This window comes from Nonlabens sp., assembly GCF_965657255.1.
Taxonomy (GTDB): domain Bacteria; phylum Bacteroidota; class Bacteroidia; order Flavobacteriales; family Flavobacteriaceae; genus Nonlabens.
The window spans coordinates 128,280-148,709 of the sequence record NZ_CBFHNM010000004.1; the positions used below are offsets into that span (position 1 = coordinate 128,280).

Here is a 20,430-nt window from a genome sequence, read left to right on the forward strand (position 1 = left end):
TCCACAAATGCAAAATTTAATAACATATTTTAACATTTAAATTACAATATTCCATTCTTTGAAGGGCAATGACACTCTTATCTTTGTACTTATGCCTGAAACAAAATTGTTTGCCAATATAGACCAGTTAAGCCCTAAGAACAATATTCTAATCAAAGGTGCTGAGCTTCATAACCTTAAAAGTTTAGATGCTGTTATCCCTAGAAATAAGCTTGTTGTTATCACTGGCTTATCAGGAAGTGGTAAGTCTTCCCTAGCCTTTGACACACTTTATGCAGAAGGACAACGACGCTATGTAGAAAGCCTATCTTCTTATGCAAGACAGTTTTTAGGACGTTTAAACAAACCAAAAGTAGAATACATCAAAGGTATTGCTCCAGCTATAGCCATTGAACAAAAAGTAAATAGTACAAATCCACGATCTACTATAGGAACCACTACAGAGATTTATGATTATTTAAAATTATTATTTGCTCGTATAGGTCGCACCTACTCGCCTCTTTCTGGTGACCAAGTGAAAAAAGATACTGTTACCGATGTTGTCAATTACGTAAAAGAACAAAAAGAAGGTTCTAAATTATTATTGACTACTAGACTTATAGTTAAAGGGAAACGTGACATTGAAGAGCAGCTACAGGTATTACAACAACAAGGTTACACACGTATCAAAATTAATGAATCAGTTCATAGAATTGATGAAGAAAACTTGACCTATTCTAAAAAAGACGAAGTTAAAATAGTCGTAGACCGTATCATTGTGCGTGATGATGAAGATTTTTACAATCGCCTTGCAGATGCCATTGACACCGCTTTTTTTGAAGGAAAAGGTGTTGCTTTTATAGAATATATGGATGGCAGCAAAGTACGAGAGTTTACTAACAAATTTGAACTGGATGGTATTGAATTTCTCGAGCCTAATCCACATTTGTTTAGTTTTAATAATCCTTACGGTGCGTGTCCTAAATGTGAAGGTTATGGCGATGTCATAGGAATTGATGAAGATTTAGTAATTCCTAACACCGCTCTTTCTATTTATGAACAGGCGGTTTTCCCATGGCGAGGTGAGAGCATGTCTTACTATAATAATCAACTCATAAAAACTGCTGGTAAATTTGACTTTCCTATTCATAGACCATGGTTTGAATTAACGGATAAACAAAAACAACTAGTTTGGGATGGTAACCAATATTTTGAAGGAATTCACTCCTTTTTTGAAGAGCTAGAGGCAAAAGCTTATAAAATTCAAAACCGTGTCATGCTTTCTAGGTATCGTGGCAAAACAAAATGTAGTAATTGTAATGGTGCTCGGTTAAGAAAAGAAACCAATTATGTAAAGATCGCTGGTGTTACCATTACCGATTTGGTAACGATGCCTATTAAAGAGTTGATTCCGTTTTTTGAACAACTAGAATTGAGTCAAAACGATCAAGATATTGCTAAAAGGTTACTAATTGAAATCAACAATAGATTGGCTTTTTTATCGGATGTAGGATTAGATTACTTGACTTTAAATCGTAAGTCTAACAGCCTTTCTGGTGGAGAATCACAGCGTATCAATCTGGCTACATCATTAGGCAGTAGCCTTGTAGGTAGTATGTATATTTTAGATGAGCCTAGTATAGGGCTGCATCCTCGTGATACTAAGAGATTGATAAAAGTTCTCAAAAACCTCCGTGATTTAGGAAATACTGTAATCGTAGTAGAACATGATGAAGAGATCATGCAGGCCGCAGATGAAATTATAGATATAGGTCCTGAAGCAGGAACACACGGTGGTGAAGTTGTTGCCGCAGGAAACTTAGACGAGATTTTAAAATCCACTAGTCTTACTGCACAATATTTGAATGGGTCTATGGAGATTCCGCTTCCGCGAAAGCGAAGATTACACAAATATTATATTGATATTAAAGGAGCGAGACAAAATAATCTTAAAAATATAGACGTAAGGTTTCCATTAGGCGTCTTAACCATGGTTACCGGTGTTTCTGGTAGTGGAAAATCTACCTTAATCAAACAAATTTTATATCCAGCCATCTTAAAAACATTAGGTGGTTATGGTAAAAAAGCTGGTCAGTATACCGAGATTTCTGGAAAATTCGAAAACATAAAAACAGTCGAATTTATTGATCAAAACCCAATAGGAAGAAGTTCGCGTTCAAATCCTGTCACATACATTAAAGCTTATGATGACATACGTAATCTATTTGCAAATGAGAAAGTTGCAAAAATAAGAAACTATAAACCCAAACATTTTTCTTTTAATGTTGATGGTGGACGATGTGACACTTGTAAAGGTGATGGAGAAGTAACTATCGAGATGCAATTCATGGCAGATGTTACACTAACGTGCGAAACTTGTAACGGCAAAAGATTCAAAAAAGATATACTTGAAATCAAGTTTCATGATCATAACATTGATGACATCTTAAACCTGACAATTAATGATGCTATTGACTTTTTTGACACTAATAAAGAAGCAAAAATAACGAGAAAATTAAAACCTTTACAAGACGTAGGTTTAGGTTATGTGACCTTAGGACAAAGCTCTTCTACCCTTTCTGGTGGTGAGGCACAACGTATTAAATTAGCTAGTTTTTTAGTTAAAGGAACCACTAGCGATAAAACACTATTTATTTTTGACGAACCTACAACTGGTTTACACTTTCACGATATCAATAAATTATTAGACAGCTTTAATGCTTTAATTGAAAAAGGCCACTCTGTAATTGTTATAGAACACAATATGGATCTGGTTAAATGTGCTGATTATGTGATTGATCTAGGACCTGAAGGCGGTAAATCTGGAGGTAATTTAATTGCAACTGGAACGCCAGAAGAAGTGGCTAAAATAAAAGACAGTTATACAGCGCCTTACATTGCAGAGAAGTTGAAGTAAATTCCTAGTTTAAGTTTAAACTTATTACTTTTGATTGTGAAGCAATTCACTTAACCAGCCGTTCTATGAAAAAAATAAATCTTAGACTAAGACGTAAAGCAACGCCTAAATCTACCAGCACAGTTTTTCAACCGCCAGGAACCATATCCTACGTAGGTGAAGAAAGGTCTGGTGAGGTTACTACAGAGACCATTCTTTACGATGTCGATCATTATTCTAAACAAGACGGAATCTTTCTAGATCAACTTAAGGAAGATCGCGTCAACTGGTTCAATATTGACGGAGTTCATGATATAGATCTATTAGAGAAAGTAGGTGATAAATTTCATTTACACCATCTACTTTTAGAGGATATTGCAAACACAACACAACGTCCCAAAACAGAATTTTACGGCGACTACATTTATCAGTGTATCAAAATGATATCTTATGATGCAGAGAATCATGAATTGAATGAAGAACAGGTTAGTATCATACTTACTGAAGATGCAGTAATTTCCTTTCAAGAAAAAACTGGTGATGTTTTTGAAAACATGAGAGATCGAATTGAAAACAGTCGTGGTCGTATAAGAGGAGTTAAAAGCGATTATTTATTCTATGCTCTGATTGATAGTATTATTGATCATTACTTTTTGGTTATAGAACAAATAGGTGAATATCTAGATCAGTTAGAAGATGAAATTTTTGATAATCCACAAAAAGACTCGCTTAATCAAGCTCAAAAGAATAAAAGAATGCTTTTAAAATTACGTCGAGCCATATTTCCTTTACGTGAGTCCATTTCTAGATTATTAAAAGAAAATAGCAATTTGATTGAATCAAAAACCCATGCCTATCTACAAGATGCTTATGATCATTGTATTCAAATTATAGAAAGTGTAGAGACCTACCGAGAAATAAACGCTGGCTTACGTGACATGTATTTATCCAGTGTGAGTCACAAAATGAATCAGATCATGCAAGTTCTCACTATTGTATCCTCTCTTTTTATACCCATGACATTTGTAGCTGGTATTTATGGGATGAATTTTGAACATATTCCAGAATTGACCTGGGAACATGGCTACGAGTATTTTTGGATTATTAATGCGGTTATCTTCTTTGCTCTACTCGGTTTTTTCAGATGGAAAAAATGGATATAGCTATATGACAACCATTTTAAGAATAAGTCTTCTCATAATAATTCTTTCCAGCTTGATGGGCTGCAAGAACTCTTCAGAAATAGATAAAACTTCATCTATAGAATCAAAAATTAAAAAGGATACCATTCTTTCCACTACTTCACAAATAAAAGACACAAAAGCAAAACCACATTCTAACAACACGTTTGAAAACGCTTTAGTTTACAAATATGTAGATGCGCCATCTGGTCTTAATTTTAGAGACGTTCCAAAAGGAAAAATCTTAGGTAAACTTCCTGATAATTTAAGAATACAAATACTAGAAGTTACCGATGTTACCAGTGATATTGAAGATTCAGGTAAAAGTATCTCTGGAAACTGGGTTAAAATAAAAGCTGAAAGAGCGGTAGGTTATGTTTTTGACGCATTTCTAAAAGATGAATATAGAGAAATAGAATACAAAGATACCATCAATGAACTCTCCATCTTTTCATTAAGTATGTATTATGATGAAGAAAACAACTACTACCCTTTTGTCTCATTGACTGATGATTTTTGGAATATGAGATTTCCTGAAGTTGCAAAAGAGTATGAAGAAAATGATTATCAAGAAACTAATAAAGAATACTCCTACCCAGTAAGAGATAAAGAAAGAAGCAAGTTTTTAAACAATCGAGAAATTAAAGAAACAGATTACTTATTTATTTATAATTTCAGAAAGAATCAATTGAAAACATTCAAAGTAAAGAACTTGTTGCTTTTTTCTCATGAAAGTATTTATGGTGGATCCTATCTTACAGGTTTTGATTTAAAAGATTTGATCGATACTAGTGAAATCTCTTATGAGAATACATTTGCCCATATAGGAAAAGAAAATCCTTTTGAAATAGGAAAAGTAAAATCAATCCAGTGGAAACTTATTGATAATAAAAAAGTTCCTAAAATAGAACTTGTGTACAATAGCTTTTATAAAAGCTCAAATTATATAGTAGAACTAGCTTATCATGATACACAAGAAGAGAATGATTATTACTATGTAAATCTTAAATTTTTAGATAACGATTATAAAGGTACCTTTTTGTTTGTAACCTCACCATTTAAAAAGTTGTTATATGAAACTGAAATAACATCTGGTGAAAGCCGCAGCGCCAAATTTTATATGGATGATCTTAAAAGTGACAACATAAATGTAGGTCATTATACTGGTCAACTCTTCAAGAATAAAGCACCGGTAATATATGGGTTATATGATATTAGTTTTGGTTGTCCAGGTATTGATTTCATAGATAAAGACGAAAAGACTATATACATTCAATGTGACAATCGTCATTAGTGACATTATGGCATTTATTATATTCTTAGTTAAGAAACTATTGGAATTTTAAAATAAAAGCTTGTTGAATCTCAAATTCGTTTTTTTTATGGAATACAACAAAATTACTGTGCGTGCACAATAATTTGGCACATGTATTGCTATTCATTATATGAAAATTATAGAGAGTAATTTTCATAAAGTTTTTTGGTTGGTTAGTAAGAAATCCTGAGATGTCATTTTTGACTACTTGGGATTTCTTCATTTATAATGGTTTGTTATCTCGCTTTCGCGAAAGCGAAACAAATAAATGCTATTTTTGAAATATGAGAAATAGTATATTATTAGGCTTACTATTGATTACAATAGGATGCAGACAAGAAAAGCAACAAACATTAGTTGAAGAAGTTCCTCCAATCAAACAAACAGAAAACGTTAAAAAGGATCTAATTTTTCCCACAGATTTTTTAGGTGTTTATAAAGGGAATTTGCAGATAACATCAAGCAATGGAACAGAAGAAATACCGATGGAGTTTCATTTACTAGCAACAAACGAAAGTTTTAAATTTGATTATAAAATATTTTATGGAGATGAAAGATCTGAAAGAGCCTATACTTTAATTCAAACCAAAAATCCTAATATTTATGAATTGGATGAAAACAATGGTATCATCTTACCTATTGCCTGTTCTAATCATACCCTATTTAGTACTTATGAAGTTGCAGGCAACTTACTAAATAATAGTGAAGTGTTTTATGAGGACCGAATGGAGTTTATGATAACGATGTCCACTTTAGCCAATAAGGAGGAGACTGGAGAATCGGCTGGATATAAGGTTAATAGTTATCCTATTAGTGTGATGCAACAGGCTACTTTATTAAAGCAATAAAATATAACATTACTTGATCCATCAAAAATATTTCAATTTACAAACTTGATAAAGGGTAGATATCAAGGTAAACTTGCAAATATTTGCAATCATTCTGTCAGCAATCAATTACTGATTTTTAATAAAAAAAGCTCCCAATAAGGGAGCTTTTTTTTATAGTAATTAATGAATAGTTTAAGCAAAAGCCGCAGCAACGCTAGCGCTTAATCTTTTATAAACACCACCATCTAATCTTTCACGTATTCCTTCAAAGGCTGTCAAAGTTTCTTCTATGTCTTCCATTGTGTGTGAAGCAGTAGGAATTAACCTTAGCAAAATTAGACCTTTAGGAATCACAGGATACACTACGATAGAACAAAATATTCCAAAGTTTTCACGTAAGTCTTTTACAAGAGCCATTGCTTCAGGAATACTACCTTTTAAATATACAGGTGTTACACAAGATTGTGTTGTTCCTATATCAAATCCTCGCTCTTTCAAACCATTTTGCAATGCGTTTACGTTTTTCCATAACTTTTCTTTAAGTTCTGGCATACTACGTAGCATATCAAGACGTTTTAAAGCACCTAATACAAGTTGCGACTGCAGGGACTTAGCAAACATTTGAGATCGTAAATTATATTTTAGATAATCCATGATCTCTTTATCTGCAGCGATAAAAGCACCAGTGCTTGCTAGAGACTTTGCAAACGTTGCAAAGTATACATCGATCTGATCTTGCACGCCTTGCTCTTCACCTGCTCCAGCACCAGTTTTACCTAATGTACCAAAGCCATGTGCATCATCAACAAAAAGCCTGAAGTTATATTTCTCTTTGAGGGCTACAATTTCTTTCAATCTTCCTTGCTCACCACGCATTCCAAAAACTCCTTCAGAAATCAATAGAATTCCTCCACCGGTTTGCTCAGCTAATTTTGTAGCACGCTGTAAATTTTTCTCTATGCTTTCAAGGTCATTATGCTTGTAAGTAAAACGCTTTCCTTGATGCAAACGAACTCCATCAATGATACATGCATGAGTATCTACATCATAAACAATCACATCATCTTTAGATACTAATGCATCAATAGTAGACATACAACCTTGATAACCAAAGTTCAATAAGTAAGCAGCCTCTTTATTTACAAATGCAGCAAGTTCATTTTCTAATTGCTCGTGTAATGAAGTATGACCACTCATCATACGAGCACCCATTGGGTATGCACTTCCGTATTCGGCAGCAGCTTCAGCATCTACTTTTCTTACCTCTGGATGATTTGCTAATCCTAAATAATCATTTACGCTCCAGGTAATTACTTCTCTACCATTAAAACGCATACGATTAGAAATCGGTCCTTCCAGCTTTGGGAATACAAAATATCCTTCAGCAACACTAGCCCACTTTCCTAGAGGTCCTTTGTCTTTATAAATTTTATCAAATAAATCTTTCATAAGAATAATCTAAGCTGCAAATATACAAATCTCCTGATAAACTGCCTATTCATTATGCGTGCACAGCAAATAAGTTCATAACAATAATCTGTTGATAAATAGATAGTTAGTATTATCAGGAATCTAATTTTTTAAATAGGAAAAGAAAAAGCCACTATCTATTTCAAAGACAGTGGCTTAAAGTATGTTAAATCTTTCTTTATACTATTTTATATACTCAATATGCGGTTGGTCTGCCACTGTTTTAGAATCAAAAAAGCCTTGATCCTGCATCCATTCATCATTATAGATTTTACTCATATAACGAGATCCGTGGTCAGGAAAAATTACGACAACTTTAGAATTCTTATCAAATTCACCAGAAGCAACTAATTGTTTTACTGCTTGCATAGCTGCACCACTAGTATATCCTACAAATAATCCTTCTGTCTGGGATACTTTTCTAGCCATATGTGCTGCGTCCTCATCTTTCACTTTGGTAAAACTATCAATAACATCAAAATCTGTTGCTGTAGGAATCAAATTCTTACCCAATCCTTCTATGCGATAAGGATATATTTCATCTTTATCAAATTCTTGCGTTTCATGGTACTTTTTCAAAACACTGCCATAAGCGTCTACTCCCAAAATTTTAATGTTAGGGTTTTGTTCCTTTAAGAATCGAGCAGTTCCAGAAATGGTACCACCAGTTCCACTACAGGCTACCAAATGCGTAATCTCTCCTGCAGTTTGATTCCATATTTCCGGACCTGTAGAAAGATAATGTGCTTCTGTATTTAGGTCATTAAAATATTGGTTAATGTAGATGCTGTTTTTAATCTCGTCATGTAATCTTTTTGCCACTTGATAATAACTGCGTGGATCGTCAGCACTAACATTTGCTGGACATACATAGACTTTTGCACCCATAGATTTTAGCATGTCTATTTTATCTGCACTGGATTTAGAACTCACAGCAAGAATACAATCGTAACCTTTGATACGGCTTACCATTGCAATACTAAAACCAGTATTTCCTGATGTTGTTTCTATTATAGTATCACCAGGTTTTAATATGCCCTTACGCTCTGCCTCTTCAATAATATGAAGAGCAATACGATCTTTTGAAGAATGTCCAGGATTAAAAGACTCTACTTTGGCGTAATAATTACCAGGAAAATCTTCAACCGTTTTAGATAGTTGAATTAAAGGTGTTTCTCCTATTAATTCCAATACATTACTATACGCTTTAATGTTGTCGCTCATATTTAGATATTTGCTTTAAATACCTTTCCACATTAACTTAAAGTCTTATCGAGGTTTCAAGCTAGAGAGAGGTATTACTGTGCACGTTAAATTTTAGCACAAAACAATGCAAATCTACATAAAATAATCTATCCGTTAATATTTTCAAGGTCTAACAAGAAAGCGAAATCGATTGCGACTTCTTTAAGTGCATCATACCTTCCTGATGCGCCACTGTGACCGCTTGACAAATCTGTTTTAAACAATAACAAATTGTTATCTTTTTTCAACTCTCTCAATTTTGCGACCCATTTTGCAGGTTCCCAGTATTGAACTTGTGAATCATGATAACCTGTAGTGACTAACATATTAGGGTATTCATGTGCTTTAACTTGATCATAAGGAGAGTAGCTTAGCATATACTCATAGCTATCTTTATTATTGGGGTTTCCCCATTCATCATATTCTCCAGTGGTTAATGGTATACTATCATCTAACATTGTAGTAACCACATCTACAAAAGGTACAGCACTCAATATACCATTATATAATTGCGGTGCCATGTTAATAATGGCACCCATTAATAATCCACCAGCACTGCCACCTGATGCATAAAGGCTATTTGATGTTGTATATTTTTCTTGAATTAAATACTCGCTACAAGCGATAAAATCTGTAAACGTATTTCTCTTTGAAAACATTTTACCATTTTCATACCATTCTCGACCCAAATACTCGCCACCTCTTATATGCGCTATAGCAAATACAAATCCCCTATCTAATAAACTTAATCTAGATATGGAAAAATATGGATCTATCGTGCTACCATAACTACCGTAACCATATTGTAATAAAGGATTTCCCTTAGGTTTTTTTAAATTCTTTCTATAAACTATACTGATAGGAACTTTTGCGCCATCCTTTGCCGTTGCCCAAACTCGTTCTGAAGTATAATTAGCAGGATCAAAATTAGCGTCCTCAATAGGTTGAGTTTTTAAGATCACCTCTTCCCTAGTTTCCATATCAAATTCTATAACTGATGGTGGCATTGTCATCGAGTTATAATTGTAACGCAATTTATTGGTCTTAAATTGAAAATTTGCACTGGTAAAAGCCGTGTAGGTTTCATTATCAAAAGGCAAGAAATAATCAACCGTATTATCCCAGGCTTTGATTCTAATTCGATTCAAACCATTGAATCGATCAGAAATAACAAAATAATTTTCAAAAAGATCAAAATCCTCTAATAAAACTTCTGGATCATGCGCTATAAAGTCTACCCAATTTTCCATTTCTGGCGTTTCTATGGCCGTTTTCATGATTTTAAAGTTGGTAGCTTTATCTTTATTGGTCATGATATAAAAACTATCCTTATAGTGGGATACACAATACTCCAATTCTGGTTGTCTTTCTTGTATCATTTTAAACTCACTATGAGGCAAGTCTGCATCAATGAACATTACTTCATCAGATAATGTTGCAGAAGATTTGATCATTATAAAACGCTCTGACATAGTTTTATAAACAAAGCAATTAAAAATCTCGTCTTTTTCCTCATAAACCAGTTGGTTAGAAGCTGCAGGTTGCCCTAACTCATATTTGTATATCTTATCTGCTCTTAAAGTTTGAGGATCCTTTCTAGTAAAAAAAAGAGTTTTATTGTCATTTGCCCATACAGAACCACCAGTAGTTAATTCTAGATGGTTAGAGAGCAACTCGCCAGTTTTTAAGTTTTTAATATAAATACTATACTCTCTGCGTCCTTTAGTATCTACTCCATAAGCTACCAGATTATTATCTGGCGATATATTCATAGAGGTTAACTTGAAAAAGTCATGGCCTATTGCCATTTCGTTTACGTTAAAAAGCAATTCTATCTTATCAGTACCATCCTTACGTCTGTAGTAATAAGGATAGCTCTCACCTGTTTCCATCTTGCTTATGTACCAATATCCATTTAATAAATAAGGTACGGACTCATCATCTTCTTTAATACGACTTTTTATTTCTTCAAAAAGATCGTTCTTTAATCCATCAGTATGCTTTGTTGTTGCATCGTAATAATCATTCTCTTTTTTCAGATAATCAATTACTTCTGGAGCATCGCGTTCTGTCATCCAGTGGTAATTATCAATTCTTTGATGACCATGCATATCATGTACATGAGGTATTTTTTTTGCAATTGGAGCTTTGAGAGCCATAGATATCTTTACATTTAAAAGCGCCGCAAGATATAAAATAGCGATCCATTTGTTACTATTTGAATGAGATAGTTATTTTTGTTCTCGCTTTCGCGAAAGCGGAATCACTATTAACAATTAAAAGCAAAACTATGTTTGGAGATATTTCAGGAATGATGGGAAAACTTAAAGAAACCCAACAGAAAGTAGAGGACACAAAAAAGAGAATGGATACGGTTTTAATCGATGAACAGTCTAGCGATGGCCTATTGAAAGTAACCGTTACTGCTAGCCGTACTATTAAAAACATTGCTGTTGCAGACGAGCTTCTTGAGGATAAAGAACAATTAGAAGATTACCTTGTAATGGTCACCAATAAAGCACTTACAAAAGCAGAAACTATTTATGAGGCCGAAGTTGCTGCGGTTACAAAAGATGGTATGCCCAACATTCCAGGAATGGATATGTTTAAATAATAATAGTATTAAATTATAGGCTGCATCATTTACAAATGAAGTATTTCATCAGTTGATATAAAAAAAGCCTCGCAAATTGTGAGGCTTTTTTTATATCAAAATCTAATCTGATTACATATTGGGAATTACTAACTCCTGTCCAGGATGAATCAAATCTGGATTTTTTAATTGATCTATATTTGCTACAAAGATTTGTTTATACTTCATTGGATCTTTGAAATAATGCTTTGCAATAAGACTTAATGATTCACCACTTTTCACCGTATGCTTTGCATAAATAGATTCGTCTGCAACTTTAATGTCTGCCATTAAATCAGCTGGATGATCACCACCTACTTTTTTAATCTCATCCCACAACAAGTCCTTGTGATATGGTGTAGCTGCTGTACCTCTTATTTCTAATTTATCACCATTAACCTGAACATCACCATTTTGAATACTCAATTTCTCTCCTAAGTCTAGAACGCTTTGATATTTTGCTTTTACCATTTTATTGTTAGATTTTATATTAATAATAGAAAGTTAAGAATATTAATAAGGTTTCTAGAATTTGAAATTTGATTTCAGGTTAAATCGATAAAAGGTTAATAAATGCTCTGTTTTGATAGCTATTACTACATTTTCAATTAAAACATTCTGCTATTTCTATCGAGAAATTATTCCTCTTCTTTCATCGTCGTATAAACGTTATTTACATCATCGTCCTCATCCAGTTTTTCAAGTAGTTTTTCAACATCTTCTCTTTGCTCTGAAGTAACTTCTTTTTGAATAGTAGGTATATACTCAAAGTCAGAACTTAAAATTTCTAGTCCCATTTCCTCAAGTCCTTTCTGAAGTGTTCCGTAATTTTGAAACTCTGCATAAATCATGATTCCGTCTACAGAGTTATCGTCATCATCATCCTTCTCATCTAGAAACAATTCTTCTGCACCAAAATCAATTAATTCTAGTTCTAATTCTTCTAGGTCCAAACCACCTGCCGGAACTCTAAAATGACATTTATGATCAAACATAAATTCCACAGATCCAGAAGTACCTAAATTACCATCGCATTTATTGAAGTAACTGCGCACATTTGCTACAGTTCTATTATTATTATCTGTAGAGGTTTCTACTAAAACAGCAATACCATGAGGAGCATAACCTTCAAAAAGTACGGTTTCAAAATTTGCTGTATCCTTATCTGTTGCTTTTTTAATCGCACGCTCCACATTTGCTTTGGGCATGTTAACCGATTTTGCGTTTTGGATCACCGCTCTTAATCTAGAGTTAGAATCAGGATCTGGTCCACCTTCTTTTACCGCTATAACTATGTCCTTACCTATTCTTGTAAAAGCTTTAGACATAGCGCTCCATCTCTTCATTTTACGCGCCTTGCGAAATTCAAATGCTCTACCCATTTCTAATTTTCTTTTTTTATATGCTGTAAAGATAAAATCTTGAATCTAGCCTCACAACTAGAAACAAAAAAAGCCACTTTAAAGTGGCTTTTTTTACTATTTCAGAATTACAAATAAGGGATCGTATTTGCTTCTGTATTGTACATATAGGTCAAATTGTGGTGGTGTTAATATTTCTTTCATTTCATTTGCCTGTTCTTGATAAAGTGCCAAAAGAATACCATTTATTTCTTTCTTAGAACGTTCACTATTTAAAACAGCTTCATTTGCGTAAACAAATTCTGCCTGTTTATTTTTAAACAACAATTCCTGTTTTTCCGTTAATGATAACACATCATCAAATTTTAAAACTATATCATCAGCTTTTTTTTCTTGTGCTGGCGTTGCCTTGTTAGTAGTATATCCTTGTGCAAAAGCGTTTGTTGTTATCAGGAGTGAAAAGGCAACGGTAATGAGTTGTATAAAGTTCTTCATGTTATATATTTTTATAGTTCACCTTTAATTTAAGATTAAAGGCAAGAATGAAGGCTTAAGAATTTGATAAGCTTTGTTAAAGGATCTTAAATAGAATTGATATGGTTTTTTAAAAATATAGGATAAATACTATTCCACTTTTGATAAATGAGCTGTCTATTCTGATTGGACCATTGTACAGCATCGTTGTAATTTTTAGTTTTGGTCATGATCTGTTCTCTATTTCCTATTTCTTGATCCTTTTTAATAATAAGAATAGCATTCAATCGGTTTTCCAAAGCTTCTTTAATGTGATCGTTCATTAACCTCAATACCTCAATTAAGGAGATATCGTCTTTGAATGAACCCAATTCATCAATAGCTTTTTCGGTTAACAATCGCTGTTGTGCATCTGCCATACTAGAATATAAAGTTGAAAGAGTTTTTTCATTCATTCCATTCCATAAATTATTTTCCATAGCCTGTAATTTGCTGAACTCTATTTGAATTAAATGGTAATAATCATATAATGCGATAGTATTTGCCATCTGTTTTGCTAGCAAACTATCGTTTGATGTTAGCTTGAGGTTATGAGTATGTCCATAGTCTTTAATAGCAAGATCATAGTCTTTTCTCAATTGTGCCATGGCTTTTCTTATCTTCTGCTTTAAAACTATTTGATCGACACTAACTTCTTTTTCATTTTTGATATTAATCAATTACACCAATAGATTTTTAATCATGATCAAATTACCTTCTAAATAATCTATCGCTGCTGTTTGTAATTTTTGATCATGCGCTTTGGCTTTATTGATTTTTCTTAGCGAAAACTTTAAAATATTCTCTAATCTTTTACGTTGCCCTTTAATTTTAAATTGATCATCACTAGTGGTGTAAGACTCCATATAATACCACGTTTGTTCTACGATTTTAGCATTATGGGAATCGATAAAACTAAAATAGGATCTGGCATTTTCAAACTGTTGGGCATTTGAAGAGTGCGGTATAAAAATGAAAAATAACAACAGAAGAATTGGGATGCTTTTATATCTTAAAATAAACATTGTGATGTTTAGTTAACATTTATTAATAAAAATAATTATAATTTTTAATTTTTAGTACCGTTCTTTATGCTGTAAAATGAAAGAATTAGATTCCTTTTTGGAACTAATTAAATATTGTATTGCTATTCCGCTTTCGCGAAAGCGAGAACAAACCAAAATCAAAATTAATCTAAAAACCAATACCAATGAAAAAAGTCTGGATTCCTTATTTAGGAGCACTTGCACTATTAGTGGCAGCCTGTGGTCCTAAAGTAACAAATAACAGTAAAACACCACCATTACCACCCAAGACGCCTACCGTTGTAGAAGCACCGATGGCAGCGTCAATGAATGAAGCGATTCCTATGGATCCTTCTGTACGTATGGGAAAATTATCTAACGGGCTTACCTATTATGTGAAAAACAATGGTAAACCAGAAGATAAAGTAGAATTAAGACTTGCTATCAACGCAGGTTCCATACTTGAAGATGACGACCAGCAAGGACTTGCTCACATGATGGAGCACATGAATTTTAATGGAACTACAAATTTCCAAAAAAATGAACTAGTAGATTATCTTCAAGGAATAGGTGTGAAATTTGGAGCCGATCTAAATGCTTATACAAGTTTTGATGAGACTGTTTATATCTTACCTATACCTAGTGACGATCCAGAAAAACTAGACAAAGGGTTTACGATTCTTTCTGATTGGGCTGGTGGAGCGTTATTAGAAACAGATGCTATTAATGATGAGCGTGGTGTTATCCTTGAAGAATCTCGTACAGGTAAAGGAGCAAATGACCGTATGAATAAAATCACTTTTCCAGTAATTTTTGCTAACTCTAGATATGCAGAACGTTTACCAATAGGAAAAGACGATATTATTGCAAACTTTGATCCTGAAGCAATACGACGCTATCAAAAAGACTGGTACCGTCCAGACTTAATGGCAGTAGTCGCTGTAGGAGATTTAGATCTTGATACATTAGAGGCTAAAATCATAGAACATTTTGGTGATATCCCTGCTTCTGTAAATCCTAGAAAACGTAAGGAATATGGAATGCCTAACCATGAAGAAACGTTGATTGCTATTGCACAAGATCCTGAAGCTAGTTTTGCACAAGTTCAAATTCAATACAAAGATCCTAAAATGGCAACACCTACAACAACAGTTGCTGATTTAAGAGAAGATCTAGTACACGGTTTATTCTCACAAATGATGAATGAGCGTTTACAAGAATTAACTACAAAACCAAATCCTCCATTCATTTTTGGATCTTCTAATTATGGCGGTACAGGAATAAGAGGTAAAAACGCATATTCCTCTTTTGCAGGTACCGCACCAGATGGTCAACTTAAAGCATTTAGAACCTTACTAGAAGAAAATAAGAGAGTTCAGTTATACGGTTTTCAACAAGGAGAATTTGAAAGAGCAAAAACAAACTATAAGTCATATTACGAGACCTTTTATAAGGATCGTGATAAGAGAGAAAGCAATCGTATAGTAGGTTCTTATGTCAACCAGTTTCTTGAAGGAAATATTGTTCCTAGTGTGGAATACAGCTATAATAAGGCTATGGAGTTAATGCCAACTATCACACTTGAAGAGATCAACGCAAAAATTCAAGATTATATAAGAGAAGATAATCGTACAGTGGTATTAACAGGACCAGAAACAGATGAGAAACCTACTAAAGAGCAGATTCTTAAAATCATGGATGAAGTATCCAGTAGTAAGGTAGCTGCTTATATAGATACTGAAGTTCGTGAAAATCTTATTGAAAAACTACCAGCTCCTGGATCTATTTCTAAAACAGAGACCAACGATAAACTAGGCACAACAACGTATACGTTAAGTAATGGTGCCAAAATCACCACAAAGAAAACTGAATTCAAAAATGATGAGATTTTGATGAGCGCTTTTTCTTATGGAGGAACCAGTCTATTTTCTGATGAAGATTATGCGGCTGTAAATCAAGCTATGGGTGGTGTTACAGAAGGTGGAATTGCAGGTATGGATCAAACTGAAATGGGTAAATATATGTCAGGTAAACTGGTTAGAGTAAGCCCACGAGTAGGTTCTATAAGTGAAAACTTTAGCGGTAGCGCGACACCAGATGATCTAGAAACAATGTTTCAATTGATTCATTTGTATTTTACAGATATTAATAAAGACACTGAAGCATACCAATCTTTTATAGATAAGCAAAAATCATTTTTAGGTAGTTATCTTTCAAGACCAGAGGCATATTTTAGCAACGAGGTTAATAAAATGAGATATGGTTCTAGTCCACGTTATACTGGTTTCCCTACACCAGAAATGATGGATGCGGCAGATTATAATCGCGCTTATGAATTGTTTAAAGAACGTTTTTCTGATGCTGGTGACTTTAACTTTTATCTAGTAGGTAATATTGACCCAACTCAAGTTCAAGACTTTGCAAAGAAATATATTGCAAGTTTACCTTCAACTGGTAAAAAAGAAATGTATAAAGTTAATCCATGGAGAGAAGATTCTAGTAAGCCACGCAAAAAATATGTAAAGAAAGGACTTGAAGAAAAAAGTACCGTTCAGATCGTTTGGACAGGTGAAGCAGATGCTTATAGCTCAAAGGAGAATATGGCGCTAGATGCTCTAGGAGAAATAGCTACCATAAAAATCATTGAAACACTTCGTGAACAAGAAGGTGGTATTTACGGCGGTGGCGCTCGTGGTTCTTTAAGTAAAATTACTTATCCACGCTACAACTTCAGTATCTCTTTTCCATGTGGTCCTGATAATGTAGATAAGCTAGTTGCAGCAGCACTTAATGAATTGGAACTTATTAAAAATAATGGTCCTACAGATAAAGACATGAATAAAGTAAAGGAAGCTTATTTACTAGAACATAAAGAAAGTCTAGAAAGCAATCGATACTGGTTAAACACTTTATATACTGCAGACTATGAGCAAAAAGATCCTAATAAGATGTTAGAATTTGAAGCAGCAGTTGCAAAATTGAGTAATGCAGATGTTCAAGCAGCTGCAAAAAAATACATTGACGAGAATTATTTATTAGCAGTTTTGTTACCAGAAGATAAATAAGAATCATATTCTTAAATTTAAAGTCCATTTCAAATTATTGAAATGGACTTTTTTTATTTCAACATATTGAAATACGGTATAATTAAAATCAGCCTATTTTTGATTTATTGTAAATTCAATTTGGAACCTATAAATACCTACCATTGTATAAATTAATTTTCTTTTTACTATCTCTACTCCTGCTTTCAGGTTGCAAAAACACAAAGATTAAAAAGGTTGAAATAATTCCAGTCACTAAAATAATTGACTCTTTAAATTATTCTAAAAGCGAGCTAACCCTATTAATTGACAAAAGTGATTACCAATTATCTGTTTTATCTGGGAAGAATGTAGTTAAAGTTAATCCTGTTGTTTTTGGAACAGATCCTGTAAAAGATAAGTTAATGGAAGGCGATCGTCGCATACCAGAAGGAAGTTTTAAGGTAAGAGATTTCTATCCACATAAAAGCTGGTCAAAATTTATTTGGATCAACTATCCTACTGAAGAGTCTTTTGAAAAACATAATGCCGCTAAAGAATCCAACATGATTGATGAATTAGCAAGTATAGGCGGCGAGATAGGGATTCATGGAACACCTTTAGGAAAGGAATCACTTGTACTTTCAAAAATTAATTGGACTTGGGGTTGTATCTCCATGACTAATAAAGATATTAATGATTTATATCAAATTATATATAAAGACATGATTATAAAATTTAAAAAATAAAATTAATGACCTTACTTACATTTTTACATGAATCAAGTAGTAATTATTCTACAGGAGTTTCTGCTGGTTCTGCTTTATTTTGTTCTCTTGCAGTGGTTTGCTCATGGACTAGAAATAGAAGCCTAATTTGGGCTGTTATAGCAGGTGTGTTCAATATCTTCTATGTGATTTACTGGTATTTAACACGTACAGAAGAAGAACAACGTAAACAATAACTTTTAAGCTTCTTTATGAATCAATTCCCATAATTCTACTTCTTCTTTATCTCTCCAGTGTGGATTTCGTTTTGTCTTCTCAGATGCGGCATTGACGCGTTTTTTAAAGCTTCTTCTTAATTGAAATCTGCCACCAGAAGCGATTTCATTTTCAATAGGATGCTCTTTTGTAACAGCTGTTATTTGAGCTAAATTAGAGAACAAAATAACTAGCTTACCTTCAGGCAATAAACGTTCTTTTGCACCTTTAAAGAATGATGTGAATAAATCTTCAGGATAATAAATTGCTTTGTCAATACCATCTACATCATGACCTGCAGGTAACCACGGCGGATTAAAAACAATCAATTCCACTTGTTTATCAAAACTTCCAAAAAGAGAGGCATGTTCCAGTTCTATCTTGCGCGACAGTTTAGTTTCTCCCATATAATCTACTAGGCCAGCAATAGCATTAGGATTAACATCAGTTCCATACACCTTTTGAAAACCAGACTGTACCATTTGAAGAGATAATACGCCAGAACCTATACCTACATCGATAGCGCCTTTTTTAGGACCTACATACTTTTTAAGATAGGTATCAAAAACCTCTAAATGATCAAATCGTGTAGGGAAATAAACACCGTAATATGGATGTATTTTATTGCGTAAAACCGGTACTTTTATTCCTTTTTTAAACCATTGCCAGGAACTATTAAGTCCTTGCACTTGAGGTAAGGGCAAATGAAACTCACTAACATCTGGATATAGCTTTTCTAACCAGCCTATGGATGGTGCTTTCTTAACCTCTAGGTCATTTTGAACAATCTCTAATAAGATTAAATTAGATAACTTTCTGAAAGTAGAACGATAAATCTGTTGCTCTTGATACGTATTATTGCGTAATTTCTTTGTAAGATGGACATGCAATTCTTTAAGCAAGTTCAGACCATTACTATAGTAGGATCTGATCAAAACTACCTTTCCTTCTTCCAGATTATTCATGGTCGTTACCAGATTAGAATTCTCATCAAAAAAAGCGGGACGCTTAGTTAAATCAATAGGAGTTGGTCTAGTAATCTGAATATTATTGTGCATGTATGAGATTTGAGAGTTGGTAATATAACCTATAAAACAACTAACTTATGATTAATACAGCCTGAAAGAATAGCAATCCCAATAACAGGGTGTTAAATGCTAGATGAAATCTGTGTTTAGCTACCATTGAACAGGTTCCATTCCATGCTCTTGTAAATAACGATTGGTCCTAGAAAAATGCTGATTTCCAAACCAATATCCACGATTAGCGCTTAATGGTGATGGATGCCCAGTTTCAAGAATAAAATGTCTTTTGTGATCAATCAGCTTTGCTTTTCCTTTTGCAAAACCACCCCAAAGCAAAAAAACTACATTTTTACGTTCATCCGATATTTTCCGGATAACGGCATCGGTAAACTTTTCCCATCCTTTTTTTTGATGGCTACCTGCTTTAGATTCTTGAACAGTTAGAACAGTATTTAATAAAAGTACACCTTGATCTGCCCATCGTTCTAGATTTCCGGACTTTGGATAAGGCTTATTCAAATCATTAGATATTTCTTTAAAAATATTTATTAAGCTAGGTGGATGCTTCACACCATCTGCTACTGAAAAGCAAAGGCCATTTGCCTGTCCTGCACCGTGATATGGATCTTGTCCTATAATAACCACTTTAACCTGTTCAAAAGGCGTACGATCAAAAGCAGCAAATATTTTATTCCCTGGTGGATAACAAATTCCTTCTGCATATTCATGCTTTACAAATTCTATTAATGTTTCAAAGTACTCTTGATTAAACTCTTCCCTAAGCACTTCTTTCCAACTGGGTTCTATTTTTACAGGCATTTCTGTTTTTAAACAAATTTAAAGGAACTTAATTAGTTATTACATTTAGGACTATGAACATTTATCTTTTCCTTTATTTTATTTAAGATCAACATGCCTTTTACACTCCTAAAAAAGTCTGTTTTTATGTTGC

At 33.5% G+C, this 20,430-nt stretch carries 18 protein-coding genes; 8 read left to right on the forward strand and 10 right to left on the reverse strand.

Annotated features, from left to right (window positions below):
- The first annotated feature begins 91 nt into the window (after positions 1–91).
- The 4 genes from uvrA to ACTF54_RS06640 all read left to right on the forward strand — a co-directional run bounded on the left by uvrA (position 92) and on the right by ACTF54_RS06640 (position 6,219).
- Positions 92–2,896: an excinuclease ABC subunit UvrA gene (uvrA, locus tag ACTF54_RS06625; RefSeq protein ID WP_347195840.1), complete on the forward strand. Its 2,805-nt coding sequence runs from the start codon at positions 92–94 to the stop codon at positions 2,894–2,896.
- A gap of 65 nt (positions 2,897–2,961) precedes the next feature.
- A complete protein-coding gene (gene corA / locus ACTF54_RS06630) occupies positions 2,962–4,038 on the forward strand; it encodes a magnesium/cobalt transporter CorA (protein WP_347195839.1) in 1,077 nt (358 codons plus the stop codon).
- Between the two features lie 4 nt (positions 4,039–4,042).
- Complete coding sequence (locus tag ACTF54_RS06635) at positions 4,043–5,350, forward strand: hypothetical protein (RefSeq protein WP_347202098.1); 1,308 nt, start codon at positions 4,043–4,045, stop codon at positions 5,348–5,350.
- Between the two features lie 305 nt (positions 5,351–5,655).
- The gene (locus tag ACTF54_RS06640) at positions 5,656–6,219 is read left to right on the forward strand and encodes a hypothetical protein (RefSeq protein ID WP_438969006.1); all 564 of its coding nucleotides are present in this window, start codon (positions 5,656–5,658) and stop codon (positions 6,217–6,219) included.
- A 174-nt stretch (positions 6,220–6,393) separates the two neighbouring features.
- On the opposite strand, the gene ACTF54_RS06645 is transcribed toward ACTF54_RS06640, so the two are convergent.
- From ACTF54_RS06645 to ACTF54_RS06655, 3 genes are all read right to left on the reverse strand, one after another.
- On the reverse strand, positions 6,394–7,650 hold the full coding sequence (locus ACTF54_RS06645) for an aminotransferase class I/II-fold pyridoxal phosphate-dependent enzyme (protein WP_347195835.1): 1,257 nt from the start codon (positions 7,648–7,650) through the stop codon (positions 6,394–6,396).
- A gap of 204 nt (positions 7,651–7,854) precedes the next feature.
- A complete protein-coding gene (locus ACTF54_RS06650) occupies positions 7,855–8,895 on the reverse strand; it encodes a PLP-dependent cysteine synthase family protein (RefSeq protein WP_347195834.1) in 1,041 nt (346 codons plus the stop codon).
- Positions 8,896–9,023: 128 nt separating this feature from the next.
- Entirely contained in the window at positions 9,024–11,075 is a 2,052-nt protein-coding gene (locus ACTF54_RS06655) for a S9 family peptidase (RefSeq protein WP_438969007.1), read from the reverse strand.
- 131 nt (positions 11,076–11,206) lie between these two features.
- Here ACTF54_RS06655 and ACTF54_RS06660 point away from each other — a divergent pair, with 131 nt between their 5' ends.
- The gene (locus tag ACTF54_RS06660) at positions 11,207–11,530 is read left to right on the forward strand and encodes a YbaB/EbfC family nucleoid-associated protein (RefSeq protein WP_438969063.1); all 324 of its coding nucleotides are present in this window, start codon (positions 11,207–11,209) and stop codon (positions 11,528–11,530) included.
- A gap of 111 nt (positions 11,531–11,641) precedes the next feature.
- Here ACTF54_RS06660 and ACTF54_RS06665 read toward each other — a convergent pair whose 3' ends face one another.
- From ACTF54_RS06665 to ACTF54_RS06685, 5 genes are all read right to left on the reverse strand, one after another.
- A complete protein-coding gene (locus ACTF54_RS06665; RefSeq protein ID WP_438969008.1) occupies positions 11,642–12,019 on the reverse strand; it encodes a LysM peptidoglycan-binding domain-containing protein in 378 nt (125 codons plus the stop codon).
- Positions 12,020–12,186: 167 nt separating this feature from the next.
- The gene (locus ACTF54_RS06670) at positions 12,187–12,930 is read right to left on the reverse strand and encodes a YebC/PmpR family DNA-binding transcriptional regulator (protein WP_347195831.1); all 744 of its coding nucleotides are present in this window, start codon (positions 12,928–12,930) and stop codon (positions 12,187–12,189) included.
- A 96-nt stretch (positions 12,931–13,026) separates the two neighbouring features.
- The gene (locus tag ACTF54_RS06675) at positions 13,027–13,404 is read right to left on the reverse strand and encodes a hypothetical protein (protein WP_438969009.1); all 378 of its coding nucleotides are present in this window, start codon (positions 13,402–13,404) and stop codon (positions 13,027–13,029) included.
- A gap of 86 nt (positions 13,405–13,490) precedes the next feature.
- A complete protein-coding gene (locus ACTF54_RS06680) occupies positions 13,491–14,030 on the reverse strand; it encodes a hypothetical protein (protein WP_438969010.1) in 540 nt (179 codons plus the stop codon).
- A gap of 72 nt (positions 14,031–14,102) precedes the next feature.
- Positions 14,103–14,447, reverse strand: a complete 345-nt coding sequence (locus ACTF54_RS06685; RefSeq protein WP_347195828.1) for a hypothetical protein — start codon at positions 14,445–14,447, stop codon at positions 14,103–14,105.
- A gap of 185 nt (positions 14,448–14,632) precedes the next feature.
- On the opposite strand from ACTF54_RS06685, the gene ACTF54_RS06690 reads away from it, so the two are divergent.
- The 3 genes from ACTF54_RS06690 (at position 14,633) to ACTF54_RS06700 (ending at position 18,434) form a co-directional block, all read left to right on the forward strand.
- A complete protein-coding gene (locus ACTF54_RS06690; protein ID WP_347195827.1) occupies positions 14,633–17,512 on the forward strand; it encodes a M16 family metallopeptidase in 2,880 nt (959 codons plus the stop codon).
- Between the two features lie 143 nt (positions 17,513–17,655).
- Complete coding sequence (locus ACTF54_RS06695; protein ID WP_347202099.1) at positions 17,656–18,219, forward strand: L,D-transpeptidase family protein; 564 nt, start codon at positions 17,656–17,658, stop codon at positions 18,217–18,219.
- Positions 18,220–18,224: 5 nt separating this feature from the next.
- Positions 18,225–18,434, forward strand: coding sequence for a hypothetical protein (locus ACTF54_RS06700; RefSeq protein ID WP_347195825.1), 210 nt, complete (start codon positions 18,225–18,227; stop codon positions 18,432–18,434).
- Between the two features lie 3 nt (positions 18,435–18,437).
- On the opposite strand, the gene ACTF54_RS06705 is transcribed toward ACTF54_RS06700, so the two are convergent.
- Positions 18,438–19,511, reverse strand: a complete 1,074-nt coding sequence (locus tag ACTF54_RS06705; RefSeq protein ID WP_347195824.1) for a methyltransferase — start codon at positions 19,509–19,511, stop codon at positions 18,438–18,440.
- A 120-nt stretch (positions 19,512–19,631) separates the two neighbouring features.
- A complete protein-coding gene (gene ung, locus ACTF54_RS06710; protein ID WP_438969011.1) occupies positions 19,632–20,297 on the reverse strand; it encodes a uracil-DNA glycosylase in 666 nt (221 codons plus the stop codon).
- Between the last annotated feature and the right edge of the window lie 133 nt (positions 20,298–20,430).

Coding starts and splice junctions, on each gene's coding strand:
- corA (WP_347195839.1), top strand. CDS start 2,962: ATGAAAAAAATAAATCTTAGACTAAGACGTAAAGCAACGCCTAAATCT.
- ACTF54_RS06700 (WP_347195825.1), top strand. CDS start 18,225: ATGACCTTACTTACATTTTTACATGAATCAAGTAGTAATTATTCTACA.
- ACTF54_RS06685 (WP_347195828.1), bottom strand. CDS start 14,447: ATGTTTATTTTAAGATATAAAAGCATCCCAATTCTTCTGTTGTTATTT.
- uvrA (WP_347195840.1), top strand. CDS start 92: ATGCCTGAAACAAAATTGTTTGCCAATATAGACCAGTTAAGCCCTAAG.
- ung (WP_438969011.1), bottom strand. CDS start 20,297: ATGCCTGTAAAAATAGAACCCAGTTGGAAAGAAGTGCTTAGGGAAGAG.
- ACTF54_RS06650 (WP_347195834.1), bottom strand. CDS start 8,895: ATGAGCGACAACATTAAAGCGTATAGTAATGTATTGGAATTAATAGGA.
- ACTF54_RS06680 (WP_438969010.1), bottom strand. CDS start 14,030: ATGGCACAATTGAGAAAAGACTATGATCTTGCTATTAAAGACTATGGA.
- ACTF54_RS06675 (WP_438969009.1), bottom strand. CDS start 13,404: ATGAAGAACTTTATACAACTCATTACCGTTGCCTTTTCACTCCTGATA.
- ACTF54_RS06645 (WP_347195835.1), bottom strand. CDS start 7,650: ATGAAAGATTTATTTGATAAAATTTATAAAGACAAAGGACCTCTAGGA.
- ACTF54_RS06635 (WP_347202098.1), top strand. CDS start 4,043: ATGACAACCATTTTAAGAATAAGTCTTCTCATAATAATTCTTTCCAGC.
- ACTF54_RS06665 (WP_438969008.1), bottom strand. CDS start 12,019: ATGGTAAAAGCAAAATATCAAAGCGTTCTAGACTTAGGAGAGAAATTG.
- ACTF54_RS06655 (WP_438969007.1), bottom strand. CDS start 11,075: ATGGCTCTCAAAGCTCCAATTGCAAAAAAAATACCTCATGTACATGAT.
- ACTF54_RS06660 (WP_438969063.1), top strand. CDS start 11,207: ATGTTTGGAGATATTTCAGGAATGATGGGAAAACTTAAAGAAACCCAA.
- ACTF54_RS06705 (WP_347195824.1), bottom strand. CDS start 19,511: ATGCACAATAATATTCAGATTACTAGACCAACTCCTATTGATTTAACT.
- ACTF54_RS06640 (WP_438969006.1), top strand. CDS start 5,656: ATGAGAAATAGTATATTATTAGGCTTACTATTGATTACAATAGGATGC.
- ACTF54_RS06670 (WP_347195831.1), bottom strand. CDS start 12,930: ATGGGTAGAGCATTTGAATTTCGCAAGGCGCGTAAAATGAAGAGATGG.
- ACTF54_RS06690 (WP_347195827.1), top strand. CDS start 14,633: ATGAAAAAAGTCTGGATTCCTTATTTAGGAGCACTTGCACTATTAGTG.